We start from the raw sequence: 15,433 nt of genomic DNA on the forward strand, positions 1-15,433 counted from the left end.
TTACGTCCTGCCGTCGAACGCCAGCCGAGTCGCCAGACCTGCGAAGATCGCGCCGAGGAAATACTGCGACAGGCGGCGGAAGCGGCCCTGTCCCGCGAACAGACGGCCGAGGCGACTAGCCCCTAGGATCACCGCGCCGTTCACAATCACGCCGATCGCATTCAGCACGGTCGCCAGAACCAGAACCTGCACCGCCACGGAGCCCGCTTCCGGCTGCACGAACTGCGGAAACAGCGCGAGCACGAACAGCGCCATCTTCGGATTGAGCAGGTTGGTGAGCAGTCCCTGCCGGAACATCGTGCCGGCAGCAGGACGCGTCGCACCGGCCTCGGGTGCCGCCGTCACGACGCCGGACCGCACGGTCGCCCACGCGAGATAGAGAAGATAGGCCGCACCGGCATAGCGCACCGCGTCGTAGGCAACCGGCACGATCAGAAAGAGCTGCGACAGGCCGAAAGCTGCCGCAAGAGCGTGACAGTAGGTGCCGGCCTGGATGCCGGCCAGGGTGGCGAAGCCCGCCGCCCTGCCCTGGCTCGCGCTGCGCGAGGCGATCAGCAGCATGTCGGGGCCCGGCGTCAGAGTGAGCGCGAGCGCCGCCACGGCGAACAGGGCCAGGGTCGAGAGGTCGACCATCAGAGGATCTGGAAGACCTCGTAGACCGGGCCGGCCGGCTCGCGGCGGCCGGTCGAGACGCAGACGATGCGATTGAGGAAGCGGTACTTCTCCGAGGCCGTCTCGAACCACGGCGTGGCGCGGAAGTAGTACTGGCTGGGATCGACCTTCTCGCCCTTGTTGAGCTGCTCGATCACCCAAGCCGGCCCGTGCCGCATGCCGCGATAGCTCATGTAGACGAGATGCCCGTCGTCGGTCTTGAGCGTCAGCCGCACGTCAAGCTGCAGTATGCCGTCGCGGCGCTGCAGCAGCCAGTCGCCAGCCGGCGCCGGCAGCACCGTGCCGCGCAGTTCCTCGCCCTCGAAGGTGCCGCCCGTGACCGTCGCGATGCGGCGGCGGCCGTAGGGCGTCTCCCCGACATCGGTGAAGTTCGGATCGACCTGGAGGGTCAGCGTGAAGAGATGGGCTGAACGCAGGGTGGGTTCGGTCATGCTGTTCCTCAAATCTTGGCCGTCCGGCCTTCCCAATAGGGCGCCCGCAGCTCGCGCTTCATGATCTTGCCGATGGTGCTGCGCGGAAGCGAGTCGCGGAACTCGACGGCGACAATACGCTGCGTCTTGCTCAGCTGGCCGTTCGCCCAATCACGTACGGCGTCCTCGCTTACGTCGGCACCGTCGCGGCGCACGCACAGTGCCATCGGCGATTCGCCCCACTGTTCGCTCGGCACGCCGATCACCGCGACGTCGATCACGTCGGGATGCTTCAGGAGAAGGACCTCGATGTCGGCGGCATAGACGTTGAACCCGCCGGAAATGATCATGTCCTTCTTGCGATCGAGCAGGATCAGGAAGCCGTCCTCGTCGATCCGGCCCATGTCGCCGGACTTGAAGAAAAGGCGCCCCTTCTCGTCGTGCCAGAAAAGCTCGCGGGTCTTTTCGTCCTGCTTGTAGTAGCCCTTCATCATCATCTCGGCGCGGCCGGCGATCTCGCCGACCTCGCCTTGCGGCAGTTCGCGGCCCTGCTCGTCGAGAATCCTGAGTTCGACGCCGAAGCCTGGCGTTCCAACCGTGTGAAGCTTGTCCGGATACAGGTTGGCTTCGAGCATGCAGCTCCCGCCGCCCTCGGTCAGGCCGTAGATCTCGATCAAGCGTCCCGGCCAGCGCTTGACGCAGTCGGCCTTCACCTGGGCACGCAAAGGGGCGCTGGTCGACAGCTTGGTCTTGAAGGCGCTGAGGTCGTACCTGTCGAAATCCGGATGCGCCAGGATGCGCTGGTATTGCACCGGCACCAGCATCGCATGCGTGACGCGCTCAGCCTGGGCCAGTTCCAGGAACTTCACGACGTCGGACTTGCGCATCAGGATCGACGTGCCGCCGACACCGACAGTCGCCAGCAGCGCAACCAGCGTGGTGTTGGAATAGATCGGAGTCGACACCAGCGAGATCGTGTCGGGGCCGTAGTCGAAGGCCGGGAACCGGACGGGAAGCTGGCTGCGAAGGGCGTGCGAGTGCAGGATGCCCTTGGGCAGGCCGGTCGTGCCGGAACTGTAGATGATGTTGAAGTCGTCGAGCGGCTGGATCGCCGTTTCGAAAGGCGCGTCGCTCGCCGGCGCGAGCCAGCCCTCGAAATCCTGCCAGCCGGGCGCCGCGAAGTCGTAGGCGATGCGGCCGCCCTCGACGAGCTTCCCCAGCCGCGACTCGTAGGGCTGGACCAGCGTTCGGTACTGCTCCGACAGGAACAGCACCTTGGCATCACAATCGTCCAGCATCTTCTCGAGCGCATCGGCGGCCGCCATGGTCGACAGCGGCACGACGCAGGCGCCGGCCCGCAGGCCACCCATGAAGGTCTCGAGGTATTCGATCGAGTTCGTGGCGAGGATGGCGATTTTGTCGCCCCGCCCCAGCCCCATCTCCGACAAACGACGGGCGATCCGGTTGATGCGCCCGTCGAAGGCACTCCAGTTCCGCACGACCCCGTCGCACTTCACCGCCGGCTTGTCCGGATGGCTGCGCGCGTGCCGGGCGACCAGGGCCGGGATCGACGTGAAATCAGGAATGTCGTCGATGACCGGTTGCGGAACGACGGGCTCGTCGGGGCTCACGGCGCCCCGGCCTACTTCTTGGGCTCGACCGTCTCGACCGGCCCGCCGGCCTTCTTCCAGGCGCCGAAGCCGCCTTCGAAATGAGCCACCGGCGTGAGGCCCATGTCCTGCGCGGTCTTGGTAGACAGCGCCGAGCGCCAGGCGCCGGCGCAGAAGAACACGAACTTGTTGCCGGTCTGGAAGTAGTCCTTGGCGTAGGGGCTCTTCGGATCGATCCACATCTCCAGCATGCCGCGCGTCACGTTGATCGCGCCGGGGATCGTGCCGTCGCGCCACAATTCGCGCGGATCGCGGATGTCGATGAAGGTGACTCCGGGCTGACCGTGGATCTTCATCGCTTCGGCAAGCGACAGTGTCTCGATCTGGCTGTTGGCCTCGTCGACCATCTGCTGGACCGTCTTCTTGATCTCGAGCGGCATCGAACCCTCCCTACGCTGCATCTTCGGCCTTGGTAGCATTTTGGCCCGAACAGGCAAACGACGGCGAGCGCCTAGGGAAAAAACCGCTGGCTCACTTCGATCTGGTCTTCGGTTTCCGAGTGGCTTTGGACTCGCCCTTAGCCTCCGGAATGGCCTTCATCTCCTCGAGCCAGATGTCCGGGCTGCCATCGGACGGCGCGCGCCAGTCGCCGCGCGGCGACAGCGATCCGCCGGACGAAATCTTCGGCCCGTTCGGCACCGCGGAGCGCTTGAACTGGTTGGTGAAGAAGCGCCGCAGGAACAACGCGAGCCACTTGCGGATTTCCTCGAGCGTGTAGGCGCGACGCGTTCCTTCCGGCAGGTTGGCGGGCCAGGCGCCCTTCTCGATATCGTGCCAGGCGTTCCACGCCATGAAGGCGATCTTCGAGGGGCGATAGCCGAGACGCGTCAGGTAGAAGAGATTGAAGTCCTGCAGTGCATAGGGACCAACGAAGCTCTCGGTCGCCTGCACCACGCCCTTCTCGCCCGCGGGGATGAGTTCGGGCGAGATCTCGGTGTTCAGGATGTCGTGCAGGATGTCGGCCGTCTCGCGGCTGACGTCGCCCGACGCGGCGACGAAGCGGATCAGGTGCTGGATCAGTGTCTTCGAGACCGAGCCATTGGGATTGTAGTGGGACATGTGATCGCCCACGCCGTAGGTGCACCAGCCAAGGCCCAGTTCGGACAGATCGCCAGTGCCCACCACCATCCCGCGCTGCTGGTTGGCCAGACGGAACAGATAGTCGGTGCGCAGGCCCGCCTGCACGTTCTCGAAGGTGATGTCGTAGACCTTCTCGCCCTTGCCGAACGGATGGCCGATATCGGCCAGCATCTGCGTCGCGGCCGGCTTGATGTCGATCTCCGCTGCGGTAACGCCCAGGGCTTTCATGAGACGCCACGCGTTCCGGTAGGTCTGGTCGGAGGTGCCGAAGCCCGGCATCGTGTAGGCGAAGACGTTCTTGCGGCTGAGGCCCAGGCGATCCATCGCGCGACAGGCAACGATAAGAGCATGGGTTGAATCGAGGCCGCCCGACACGCCGATGACGGCATTTTCGGTGCGGTTCGACTGCAGCCGCTGCGCCAAGCCCTGGACCTGGATGTTGTAGGCCTCGTAGCAGTTGTCCCGCAGCTTGGCCGGATCCGACGGCACATAGGGGAAGCGCTCGATGGCGCGATCGAGTGCCACGCTGTCCGCCGGCGGATCGAAGGCGAACGGCAGCGTCCGGAAACGCTCGACCCGTTCCTTCTCCTGCAGGGCGCAATCGGCGAAGCCGTTATAGCGCAGGCGTTCCTGGCGAATGCGGCCGACGTCGATGTCGGCCTGGATCATGGTCGAGTCCTTCTCGAATCGAGAAGACTCGATCAGCGGGTCGCCCAGTTCGTAGATCGCGGCATGACCGTCCCAGGCGAGATCGGTCGTCGATTCGCCGGGGCCGGCCGCCGAGTAGGCGTAGGCGGCCACCGCACGCATCGACTGGCTGCCGCACAGCAGGCGCCGCGCCTCGGCCTTGCCGATCGTGATGTTGCTGGCCGACAGGTTCACCAGCAGTTCGGCGCCGGCGAGGGCCGCGTGGCTGGACGGCGGGATCGCCACCCACACGTCCTCGCAGATCTCGACATGGAAGGTGAGGTCGATGCCGGCCGCCTTGAAGAGGAGATCGGTGCCGAACGGCACTGTCTCGCCCAGCAGTTCGACCTCGCGGGTGATCGTGTTGGCGCCGGAGATGAAGTGCCGCTTCTCGTAGAACTCGCGATAGTTCGGCAGGTAGGTCTTCGGGACCACACCCAGCACCTTGCCGCGATGCACGACGATGGCGGTGTTGTAGAGTCGGCCCGAGACGCGCAGCGGCGCACCGACGATCAGCACCGGGAAAAGCTTGCGCGACGCCTCGACCACCTTGGCGATCGACCGCTCGACCTCGTCGAGCAGCGCGTCCTGCAGCAACAGGTCCTCGATGGCGTAGGATGACAGGCCGAGTTCGGGGAAGACCATGACGGCCGCACGCGTCTTGTCGCCCTGCGCCGCGAGCTTGAGCGTCTCCGCGAGGTTGTAGGCCGCATCAGCCACGCGGGTCCGCGGCACGCAGCAGGCCACGCGCACGAATTCATGGGAATAGAGAGAGTAGAAATCGAACATCGGAACTCCAGCCATGGCCTACTGGTGCCCCGGCGGGGACTTCCGATCAAGGGCTGCTGGAAAGAAGGGGCGATGGTGGGCGCGACAGGGATCGAACCTGTGGCCACTGCCATGTCAAGACAGTGCTCTACCGCTGAGCTCCGCGCAAAAAACGCCCACCTTCCGAACCTTTGCCCCCCTCAGAAGCTCCCCCGGTCACGCCGGTGTCACAGCGGGATCAAGAGAATGGCTACGTTTCGAAGCATCGTCGAAAGTGGCAGGTTCAGGTCAGGCGGGAGGGTCAACCCGCCCTACCGCGCACTTTCTCCTATCGAAAGGATGCCATAGCGTGGGCTAGGGATATTGAGGCCAAGCAGGAGCGTGGCTTCACCGCTGTGGATAACCGGGCACTCCGCAGCTCCACCGTGGACGATCTCTTGGAGAGGTACGTCCGGACAATCACCATCACCAAGCGAGGACGAGCCCCTGAGGCGGCTCGGATTAGCCGCATGCGCCGGAGCGCGGTGGCCAGAATGTCCCTAGCTGCAGCGACCCCCGACAAGTTTGCCGAGTACCGCGCTCAGCGGCTGACCGAGGTGGCCCCAGCTCCAGTCCGCAAGGAAATGGCTCTGTTTCAAGATGCCCTCCGGATTGAGTAACACCGATGGAACCCTTTCTGCGAATCCATTGGCCGAGCTGAAGGCCCCGCCTCAGGGCCTGTCCCGGAACTGCCGGCTCTCACCGACGAGGAAGCCTCGCAGCTGCGGGAGGCCTTTGCAAAGGTCAAGAACCGGCTGGTCCCGGCGGTGGTGCGATTTGCTCTGGAAACGGCCATACGCCGGGATAGCTGCTGACGCTACGCTGGGAGCACGTTGGCGCTCGTAGGACCGGTCTCATTCCAGAGACCAAGAATGGTCACCCCCGAACAATTCCCCTCAGCACCGCCGCTATTGGCGTCCTTAACGACATCGGTGGCAAGGCAGCGGGCCAGTTTTCCTCCTGACAGCAAAGGCCCTGCGTCAGTCGTGAGATCGGGTCCTGCCGGAGGGCCAAGGTGCTTGACTGCAACTTCCACGACCTACGCCATGAGGCTCTCCGCCACCAATTTGAGATGTGGGCCACTCTTGACGCACGTGCCGACAAAGAGGGTTGGCCTGCTGCCCGCTTCCTGACTGCCCTGGCCGAACACAAGCTAGCCTTTACGAAAGTCATTTCGTTTCTCTGGGCGCGAAATCCCCGTGGCACCGGAAATCGTGCGAGGTGGAACTCTTGGAAGGCAGTCCGCCTTGCAATGGCTTATCCGTTCCAACAAATTCGGCTGCAACAAGCGGGTCATCCGATACATGGCGGTTGATCTTCGCGCGGAGGACTAGCCACTTTGGTCATCGTAGCAGTCGCCTATTTCGCTTTCACCTGGACCGTGTTCTTTCGATTCAAGCTGCTACCCTGGAACTGGCCGTGGCGAATCCTGACCGTGCTGGTCGGCGCCGCCATCCTCAGCGTGTTCATGGCGCTATTCAACACTATGACGCCGTCCGGCCGAATCGTCGTTGTCAGCCGGGTCGTCGAGGTTACACCCACCGTGTCGGGCACTGTCGTCGCCATCGAGGCCGAGCCGAACGTTCTCATGAAGGCAGGGTCCATCCTGTTCAGGATTGATCCGGCACCCTACCATTTCAAGGTCAAACAGCTTAAGGCTGCAGTCGCCGAGGCTGAGCAGAAGGTCAACCAGTACAAAGCGCAGGTCGATCTCGCAGTTGCAGATGTTGCCGGGCTCACTGCACAGCTAGCATATGCAGAGAAGCGGCGCGACGACATCGAGAAGCTTGCCCGCACATCCGCGTCTAGCGAGTTTCGTTTTCAGGATGCAGTCGCACAGGTCGCCCTTCTCAATGCCCAGCTACAGGCCGCTAGGGCCCGTGAGGCCAATGCGCGGCTTGTGCTGGGTTCTGAGATCGAGGGACAGAATACAACGGTCGCGCAGTTGCAGGCTCAGTTGGAGAACGCTACGTGGGAACTCGAACAGACCACGGTAAAGGCGCCGAGTGACGGATACGTCAGCGGCATGTCCCTCAGTATCGGCGCCCGGGCGGTGCCCCTAAAGGCGGTGATGTCCTTCATCGTCGCCGGAGACATCTCGATCGTCGGCGTGTTCGACCAGGCCGGCTACGCCAGCATCCGTCCAGGCGCGCCTGTCCATCTCGTATTCGCAAATCTGCCCGGCAAGGTGTTCCACTCTCGCATGGGTACTGCGGCACAGGGCATCAGGCAGGGGCAGGTGGCTGTGTCCGGATCCTTGTTCACGGCTGAGGCGGTTGGCAACAGCACGACCTACCCGGCCCTCATCAACATTCCCGGAGACGTGGACCCGGCCTTTGTGCTGCCCGGCGTGGTCGGCACGGCCACCGTCGTTCCGGAGGGCGCGGGCGCCATTGGCACCCTGGCGAGCATCATTCTTTGGATGAAGGCCTTCGTGGCCTACCTTTGAGGCTTGGCAAACAGGCTCACGCGTAACTGCACGATTTGCCGACAAGGGAGAGTTAGCATTCAATAGGTGCGTTGACGGTCGGTACCTGTAGATTTTGCCATGGAATGCGCCATTGCTAAACTGAACCCGGACAGCCTGAATGAACAGATCATTGCTGGTGGCATAAATCCTTGCGCTTGCCGCACCTCCAGCACCGTATCGTAGGAGAGCAACCATGAAGTACGCCACACTCAAGGCAGCGCTGCTCGCAGCCACGATACTTGGCTCATCGTTTGCGGCCCAGGCCGACGGTGATGTCGGCCAGATCACGAAGGAGAGGATCGAGAAGTTCTTTCCGGACAAGCGGCCATACTCACCGTATGTTGATCGTAATTTCCCAACGCGGCCGCTGTTCGGGGACACCCATTTACATACAGCTGTCTCCTTCGACGCGGGGATTTTTGGGGCTCGCCTGTCTCCGCGGGAGGCCTATCGCTTTGCCAAGGGGGAACAGGTTACAACGAGCACAGGCCAGCAAGCTAAGCTGTCGCGTCCGCTCGATTTTCTGGTGGTGGCCGATCATTCCGACAACATGGGCTTATTCCCGGACCTCGTAGCGGGCAAGCCCAACATCATTGCGGATCCGCAGGGACGCAAGTGGTATGATATGATGAAGGAGGGCCGGGGACAGGAAGCCGCTCTTCAGGTCATTGCTGCATTCTCCAATGGCAATTTCCCCAAAGCACTCGTCTATGCGCCGAACACGGCGGCATTCAAGTCCACTTGGCTGGAAACGATTAAAGCTGCGGAGGAGCACAACGATCCTGGCCGCTTCACAGCCTTCATCGGATACGAATGGACAGCCCAAGGGTCATTCAACATTCATCGCAACGTCATCTTCAAGGATGGTGGTGATCTTGCACGCCAGGTGCTTCCCTTCACGACAGTTGCGCCTTTGGGGAGCCCGCGGGAAACGGACCTCTGGAAGTGGATGGCCGAGTACGAGTCGAAGACGGGTGGCGATGTGCTTGCCATCGCCCACAATGGCAATGTTAGCAATGGCCTGATGTTTCCGTTCATCCAGCCGTTTACGAACAAGCCGGTCGATCAGGAGTATGCGGAAGCGCGGAATCGGTGGGAACCAATCTATGAAGTGACTCAGATGAAGGGCGACGGTGAGGCCCATCCTTGGCTGTCACCCAATGACGAGTTTGCCAACTTTGAGAAATGGGACAAAGGCAATCTCGACATGAGCGAGGCGAAGAAGCCGGAGATGCTGGAGCATGAGTATGCCCGGTCCGGGCTGAAGCTCGGACTCAAAATGGAAAAGCAATTTGGCGTCAATCCCTTCAAGTTTGGAATGATTGGATCGACAGATGCGCATACAGGGCTGCCTGCGGTCGAGGAAGACAACTTCTGGGGCAAGGTTGCGCCAATGGAGCCTAGCCCCGAACGGCTGACGAACACATTCGTCAACAACAGTAAGACCGGCATTACCGTCAATGACAGAGATGTTGTCTCGGCAGGCTATGCTGGGGTTTGGGCAACGGAGAATTCTCGACAGTCCATTTTTGAGGCAATGGAACGCCGAGAGGTTTATGCGACGACGGGTACCCGCATGGTCGTCCGTCTGTTTGGCGGCTATGAGTTCACAGAAGCAGATGCCAAGAGCCGCAATCCTGCCATCGCAGGCTATGGGAAGGGCGTCCCCATGGGCGGGGATCTCGGTGCCCCGCCTGCAGGCAAGGCTCCCACATTCCTTTTGGCCGCATTAAAGGATCCAATTGGTGCCAATCTTGATCGCTACCAGATCGTCAAGGGCTGGATTGACGAGAAGGGCGTAGCCCACGAGAAAGTCTACGATGTGGTGTGGTCCGGTGACCGGAAGCCAGGCGCAGGCGGGAAGGTACCTTCAGTTGGCAACACCGTGGATGTGGCGAATGCCAACTGGACCAACACCATCGGCAGCCCAGAGTTGATCGCCGTCTGGACGGATCCCGAATTCGATCCAAAGCAGAGCGCGTTCTACTACGGCCGCGTTCTCGAAATCCCGACGCCGCGCTGGACCACTTATGACGCGAAGTATTTCGGTCGTCCTGTCCCAACCGACGTTCCGGCTGCGATCCAAGAGAGGGCCTATACTTCCCCGATCTGGTACAAGCCAGCCTCCTAGACCCAACTCACTGAAGTGGGCAAACTGTTGCGCGAGCCGCTGCTGCACTTCGCCTTGATGGGCGTGGTGCTGTTCGCGGTCTACGGTTGGGTCAACGGCGACGCATCAAGTGCACCTCGCGAAATCGTCGTTTCCCAGGGGCAGCTTGACAGCCTGCAAGCAAAATTCGAGCGCGTCTGGCAGCGCCCTCCTTCGGCTGACGAACTGAGAGGGTTGGTCGACCAATGGGTGCGCGAAGAGATTCTGTACCGCGAGGGCCGGGCACGAGGGCTGGATCTCGACGATCCGGTCGTGCGGCGGCTCGTCGCGCAGAAGATGGAATTTATCGCCGAAGGCGTCACGCCGGAAGTGCCCGACGATACAACTCTTGAAGCCTGGCTTGCAGCGAATCAGGACAAGTATGCGATCGAGCCGCGCTATACTCTGCGGCAAGTCTACCTCAATCCGGCGCAGCGCGGCGCACGCCTAGAGGCCGACATCGACGCGGCACGGGCCGCGCTGGCCGGAGGCCGCATGGTTGATGGTGATTCGACGATGCTGCCCGCAGTGCTTGACTCGGCCCCGGGGCGCGAGGTGGCGCGCGTATTCGGCGCGGAGTTCGCCGCAAGTCTGAAGGGCCTGCCGACAGGTGAATGGGCGGGCCCGGTGCGCTCGGGGTTTGGACTGCATCTCGTGAAGGTCGAGCACCGCGTGGATGGCCGTGCCGCGACATTGCCTGAGGTTCGCGACACGGTCGTGCGCGATCTTCTGCGCGATCGCGCGACGCAGGCGAAGGAGAGCTTCTACAGGAAGCTACGTGCCGGCTACACCATACGCACGGAAGCCGGCGAAAAGAAGCCGAAGCCCGCGGGATGAGACGGTGACAAAGCGGATGCTACGCTGGACGCTCACAATGCTGCTGTGCAGTCTTTCGTGGGCAGCCTGCGCCGACGTCTTTCGCCCAGCCTACCTCGAGTTGAACGAAAGAGGCGAAGGTCGCTACGACGTGCTGTGGAAGGTGCCGGCGCGGGGCACTGCGCGGCTCGCGGTGGATGTGGTCTGGCCGGCTGATACGACCCAGCTGACGCCGCCGCTGGCATTGCTCACCGACGGGGCCTTCGTCGAGCGGTGGCGGATACAGCGTCACGGTGGGCTGGCTGGCCAGACGATCCGCATCGAGGGCCTGAGCGCCGGCGTCACCGACGTCATCGTGCGCGTCGAACGCGCCGACGGCACCGCCCAGGTCGAACGACTGCTCCCACAAAGCCCGAGCTTCACCGTCAAGGGGCCGACCGTCGCCGGCGAGGTGGCGTGGTCGTATCTGGTGTTGGGGGTGGAGCACATCCTAAGCGGGATCGACCACCTGCTTTTCGTGTTGGCTCTGCTGCTCATCGTGCACGGCGGGCGGCGAATCTTCTTGACCATCACGGCCTTCACGCTGGCGCATAGCCTGACGCTAATGGCCGCCACACTCGGGTGGGTGCATGTGCCCGGTCCCCCGTTGGAGGCGACCATTGCGCTGAGCATCGTCTTTGTGGCCGCCGAGGTAGTGCATGGGCTTCGCGGCCGCCCGGGGCTGACGGCGCGCGCGCCGTGGGTCGTAGCATTCGGTTTCGGCTTGCTGCACGGCTTTGGCTTCGCCGGTGCGCTCGCGGAGGTGGGCCTGCCACAAACCGCGATCCCGCTGGCGCTGCTAATGTTCAACGTTGGCGTCGAGGCGGGGCAGTTGATCTTTGTCGTTGCGGTCCTGCTTCTGCGCCGCCTGCTCGATCTGGCGATCGCGCGCCGGCCTGCCTGGGTTTCATACTTGCCCCCATATGCCATAGGTACGGTGGCGATGTTCTGGGTCATCGAGCGCGTGTCGGCGTTCTGGGCCTGAGGTGACGCACAGTCGGATTTCTACCTGTGGAACTCGCTTGATGGCGCAATACGCAACCAAAGACCTGCCCATAAGCGGCCACTCGTGCGCTCTCTCCAATGGCAATTCGAGTGAGTGGATAATCAGTATAGGTAACCCATCCGCGCTGAAGAGCATTTGCCGTACCTAGCTGAACTTGCACATTGAGAAAGATGGAGGGCTGTCGCGCTCGCCGATCGTGCCTATGACGCCGACTGGATCCGCGAGGTCATGGAGGACTAGGAGTGCAAGGCCTGTATCCCGCCCAAGGTCAACAGCACTGAGCCGGTCCCTTACTCGAAGCGGACATAAAAGAAGCGTAACCTAATCGAACGATGCATCGGAAAACTCAAGCAATTCAGGCACGTCTGCACTCGCTGCGACCGCATCGCCCTGAACTAGGTTGCCATGGCAAGACTCGCTGCCGTACGACTTTGTCTCATGCATCATGAGGCTGCAGCCTAGCCATGCGGCTCCGCCTCGGAATCCATGCGGGCCCCAAGGCAAAGACGGTCACAGTCGGGCGTCGCGTGGTTCGACAGGTACTCATCCGGCCCTGCCTGATCAGGCTCGTGACCGGGACCTCAGGGCTAGTGCTGAGAGTACGAATTTTTCTGCCGTAGCGGGCTTTTTCGAACCGACCGTAGTCGGAGGCGATGGTGGGCGCGACAGGGATCGAACCTGTGGCCACTGCCATGTCAAGACAGTGCTCTACCGCTGAGCTACGCGCCCATCGCCGGATGCCGCCGGGGTTTCGAACTGCCCGGTAGCGCGGAAGAGCGGTCGTCTACATCGCGGGAAACAGATTGGCAAGAGCGTGAAGCGTGACGTGCCCGGTTCGAGCGGCTATGACCATGAAATGGATTTTCTACCGGTCCTGCCCGACCACGAAGCCTTGGACTGCCGGCTGCCAGCCCGCCAGACGGTCCCGGTGGTCGTCGCCTCGCCGCACAGCGGTTCGCTCTATCCGGCGGACTTCCTCGAGCAGGCCATCGTTCCCCTTTCCGCCCTTCGCCGCGCCGAGGATGCCTTCGTCGACGAACTTTTCGCCGCCGCACCCGCCCTCGGGATGCCCTTCCTGGCGGCGCGCTTTCCGCGCTCCTACGTCGATGCCAACCGCGAGCCCTACGAACTCGACCCCGGCATGTTCGAGGGGCCGCTGCCGCGCCCCCTCAATCACCGCACGACCCGCGTCGCCGCCGGCCTTGGCATGATCCCGCGCGTCGCCGCGAGCGGCGAGGCGATCTATCGCGGGCGCGTACCGGCGGAAACGATCGAATATCGCCTCGAAAGCTGCTGGCGTCCCTATCACCAGACGCTGTCGCAGCTGGTGGAGAATACCTACAGCTCGTTCGGCGGCGCGCTGCTGATCGACGCCCATTCGATGCCCTCTTCCGTCTCCGGGTTCGGCTCGCGCGACCGCGAGCAGCGGGTCGATATCGTGCTGGGCGACAATCACGGGGAGGCCTGCGCCTCCGAGCTCGTGGCCACGGCCGAGCGCTGGTTTCGTGCACGAGGGCTGCGCGTCGTGCGCAACCAGCCTTACGCCGGCGGTTTCACGACGCAACGCTATGGCCGCCCCGCCCTTGCGCGCCACACGCTGCAGATCGAGATCAACCGGGCCCTCTACATGGACGAGGCCCGGCACGAGCGGCTGCCGGTGGCCGGTGTTTTCGCCCAACTGATCACCGGGCTGCTGGAAGAGATGGGCCGGCAGGCGCTGGAAACCCTTTTGCCCCGGCCCCTCGCCGCTGAATAGGAAGGCCGCTGCGCCGCCCACAAATCCGCTCAGGCAAAAAAAAGGGCCGTGACAAGCACGGCCCGAGTTTAGGGAGGAAACGCCCAAGACGGGCATACAGCAAACAAAGAGGCTACCGAGGTAGCGTTTGCTGCCCCCTAAGAATGGTGCACCTGCGAAGAGAATGCAAGAGCGAAAAAGAGCCCTGAATTCACATATTTAGCGTTCGTTGATGTCCAGCACCGGGTGTGTTGTTTTTGCAACGCACAAGAATAGCGCGATGCAGCGTTGCAATAACTGCATTGCTTCAGCAAACGCGCGAGGGGTGCATTTTTGTAATGTGTTCAGAGACTTAAAGCCCGGATTGGAGGGGTCGTTGGCCAAGAAGTTCGTAGTCGCGATGATGATGCACGAGACCAATACGTTCTCGCCCCTGCCCACGCCGATCGAATCCTTCGCCCGCGGCGGCGGCCTCGGCGCCCTGAACGGGCCCGAGGCCATCAAGGAAGCCGAGGGCACCAACACCTCCCTAGGCGGCTTCATTGAGATCGCCCGCAAGGCAGGCGCCGAATTCACGGTTCCGATGGCCGCGTCTGCCCATCCGTCGGGCCTGGTCACGAAAGCGGCATACGAGCAGATGACGACCGCCATCGTCGACGAGGTGAAGAAGGGCTGCGACGCCGTCCTGCTGGCCCTGCACGGCGCCATGGTGGCCGAGCACTACGACGACGGCGAAGGCGAGTTGCTGAACCGCATTCGCAAGATCGCCCCCGACGTGCCGATCGCCGTGGCGCTCGATTTCCACACCCAGATGACCGACGCGATGGTGAACGGCGCCACCATCATGACGGGCTACCGCACCTACCCCCACATCGACATGGCCGACACGGCCCGCCGCGCCGGCCGCACCCTGATCCGGACCCTGGCCGGCGAAGTCGAACCGAAGATGATCTGGGGCAACCGCCCGATCATGAGCAGCTCGCTGGTCCACACGCCCTCGCGCGAGCCGATGAAGACACTGATGGGCATGGCCAACCAGGCCGAGGATACCGGCGAGGTGCTGAACGCCTCGGTGTTCGGCGGCTTTCCGCAAGCCGACATCCCCCACCTCGCCCTTTCCTCTGTCATCGTTTGCGACAAGCGCACGGCCGAGGGCGAGATCCTGCTCAATCGCATCCTCGACACAGCCTGGGAGAAGCGCGAGGGCTTCCTGTTCCACCCCGAGCCCCTGTCGGTCCAGGTCGGTCGTGCCAAGGGCTACACCGACTATCCCGTCGTCATGGCCGACCACGGCGACAACACGGCCTCGGGCGGCACCCAGGACGTGATGAGCGTCATCGAGGAAGCCATGAAGCAGGAACTCGAGGATGCCTGCGCCGGCCCGATCTGCGATCCCGCCTGCGTCGAGCAGATGATCAAGGCCGGTGTCGGCGCCGAAGTGACCCTCGAACTCGGCGGCAAGATCGACATGCCGGCCATGGGCCTCAAGGGCAAGCCGCTCAAGGTCACCGGCAAGGTGAAGGCCATCACCGACGGCCAGTTCGTCGTGACCGGCCCGATGGCCACCGGCACCACTGTCCGCATGGGCCGCACGGCCGTGCTCGACACCGGCAAGATGCAGATCGTCGTCTCGGAGAAGCGCGCGGAGCCCTACGATCTCGGCGTCTTCACCCATTGCGGCATCGATCCGCGGCGCAAGAAGTACGTGCTGATCAAGTCGCGCCAGCATTTTCGCGCCGGCTTCGAGCCGATCGCCAAGCACATCGTGATGTGCGACGGCGACGGCTGCACCGCGTCGGACCTAAAGCTGTTCAAGTACGAGCGGGTCAAGCGTCCGCTCTACCCCTTCGACCTCGACATGCGGCTCGGCCGCAACGAAGCCTAGGAGCTCC

General features: G+C 63.0%; 11 protein-coding genes and 1 tRNA gene. 6 read left to right on the forward strand and 6 right to left on the reverse strand.

The annotated features are described in order from the left end of the window. The 5 genes from LJ725_RS22895 to LJ725_RS22915 form a co-directional block, all read right to left on the reverse strand. Entirely contained in the window at positions 1-633 is a 633-nt protein-coding gene (locus LJ725_RS22895) for a LysE family translocator (RefSeq protein ID WP_230553268.1), read from the reverse strand. Further along, positions 633-1,103 (reverse strand): DUF3237 domain-containing protein, encoded by a 471-nt coding sequence (locus LJ725_RS22900; RefSeq protein ID WP_230553269.1) that lies wholly within the window; start codon positions 1,101-1,103, stop codon positions 633-635. The genes LJ725_RS22895 and LJ725_RS22900 overlap by 1 nt, the downstream gene beginning before the upstream one ends. 8 nt (positions 1,104-1,111) lie before the next feature. Beyond that, positions 1,112-2,713 (reverse strand): class I adenylate-forming enzyme family protein, encoded by a 1,602-nt coding sequence (locus LJ725_RS22905; protein ID WP_230553270.1) that lies wholly within the window; start codon positions 2,711-2,713, stop codon positions 1,112-1,114. 11 nt (positions 2,714-2,724) lie between these two features. Continuing rightward, positions 2,725-3,132 carry a rhodanese-like domain-containing protein gene (locus LJ725_RS22910; protein ID WP_230553271.1) on the reverse strand — a complete coding sequence of 136 codons (408 nt, stop codon included), beginning with the start codon at positions 3,130-3,132 and terminating at the stop codon, positions 2,725-2,727. Between the two features lie 91 nt (positions 3,133-3,223). After that, positions 3,224-5,308: an NAD(+) synthase gene (locus tag LJ725_RS22915; RefSeq protein ID WP_230553272.1), complete on the reverse strand. Its 2,085-nt coding sequence runs from the start codon at positions 5,306-5,308 to the stop codon at positions 3,224-3,226. Between the two features lie 1,357 nt (positions 5,309-6,665). On the opposite strand from LJ725_RS22915, the gene LJ725_RS22920 reads away from it, so the two are divergent. The 4 genes from LJ725_RS22920 (at position 6,666) to LJ725_RS22935 (ending at position 11,785) form a co-directional block, all read left to right on the forward strand. Continuing rightward, complete coding sequence (locus LJ725_RS22920) at positions 6,666-7,775, forward strand: HlyD family secretion protein (protein ID WP_230553273.1); 1,110 nt, start codon at positions 6,666-6,668, stop codon at positions 7,773-7,775. A gap of 214 nt (positions 7,776-7,989) precedes the next feature. After that, positions 7,990-9,927, forward strand: a complete 1,938-nt coding sequence (locus LJ725_RS22925) for a DUF3604 domain-containing protein (protein WP_230553274.1) — start codon at positions 7,990-7,992, stop codon at positions 9,925-9,927. A 27-nt stretch (positions 9,928-9,954) separates the two neighbouring features. Further along, complete coding sequence (locus LJ725_RS22930) at positions 9,955-10,782, forward strand: peptidyl-prolyl cis-trans isomerase (protein WP_230553275.1); 828 nt, start codon at positions 9,955-9,957, stop codon at positions 10,780-10,782. A gap of 37 nt (positions 10,783-10,819) precedes the next feature. Further along, on the forward strand, positions 10,820-11,785 hold the full coding sequence (locus LJ725_RS22935) for a HupE/UreJ family protein (RefSeq protein ID WP_230553276.1): 966 nt from the start codon (positions 10,820-10,822) through the stop codon (positions 11,783-11,785). Between the two features lie 675 nt (positions 11,786-12,460). On the opposite strand, the gene LJ725_RS22940 is transcribed toward LJ725_RS22935, so the two are convergent. Next, positions 12,461-12,535, reverse strand: a tRNA-Val gene (locus LJ725_RS22940). Positions 12,536-12,662: 127 nt separating this feature from the next. On the opposite strand from LJ725_RS22940, the gene LJ725_RS22945 reads away from it, so the two are divergent. Next, positions 12,663-13,562: an N-formylglutamate amidohydrolase gene (locus LJ725_RS22945; RefSeq protein WP_230553277.1), complete on the forward strand. Its 900-nt coding sequence runs from the start codon at positions 12,663-12,665 to the stop codon at positions 13,560-13,562. A gap of 355 nt (positions 13,563-13,917) precedes the next feature. Continuing rightward, a complete protein-coding gene (locus tag LJ725_RS22950; RefSeq protein WP_230553278.1) occupies positions 13,918-15,426 on the forward strand; it encodes a M81 family metallopeptidase in 1,509 nt (502 codons plus the stop codon). Positions 15,427-15,433: the final 7 nt, after the last annotated feature.

The organism is Reyranella aquatilis, assembly GCF_020880995.1.
GTDB classification, from domain to species: Bacteria; Pseudomonadota; Alphaproteobacteria; order Reyranellales; family Reyranellaceae; genus Reyranella; species Reyranella aquatilis.